The sequence below is a fragment of the Haloferax sp. Atlit-10N genome, from assembly GCF_003586325.1.
In the GTDB taxonomy this organism is placed as follows: Archaea; Halobacteriota; Halobacteria; order Halobacteriales; family Haloferacaceae; genus Haloferax; species Haloferax prahovense.
Map to the genome: position 1 here is coordinate 1 of NZ_PSYX01000145.1, position 472 is coordinate 472.

1 protein-coding gene is annotated in these 472 nt (G+C 61.4%); it reads right to left on the reverse strand.

What is annotated here, in order from left to right; genetic code table 11:
* On the reverse strand, positions 1-432 hold a 432-nt coding region (locus tag C5B91_RS21585), incomplete at its 3' end, for an ArdC-like ssDNA-binding domain-containing protein (RefSeq protein WP_233547909.1).
* Positions 433-472: the final 40 nt, after the last annotated feature.

Sequence of the window (472 nt, forward strand, 5' to 3'; positions counted from 1 at the left end):
GGGTGCGGGCTTGAAGCCCACGAGGCCCTCCGACCACTCTTCGGGCGGTGTTTCGTCGTACTCACACTCGCTGTTTTCGTGATAGCTCGGTGCGTTCCCACACTCGGGGCATTGGGTCGTGATGATCGGCGCCCAAATCCAGATCGCCGACTCGCCTTCCTCAACGTATCGGTCGAACTCCTCCTGCCACGTCCGGTAGCCAGCGACTTTCGTCGCCTCGGGGCATTGGAGGGTGATGAGGAGTGTGTTGCGGTGGGAGTAGTCGTGGAACTCGCTCTGGACGTCCAACCACGCTTGGAACTGCTCGCTGGCCTGCGCGTCGTCAACGTCGGCAGCGAGGTCCGCAAGCCACTGCTCGATCGTGCGATGCATCTCATCGTGTCGCGTGTCGGTCTCGTCGAACGACACCGACGGGGAACTCGTTGTTGCCATTGGTTTCAGTTCTAACACGTCTCTCTAGGACGCGCCGCAC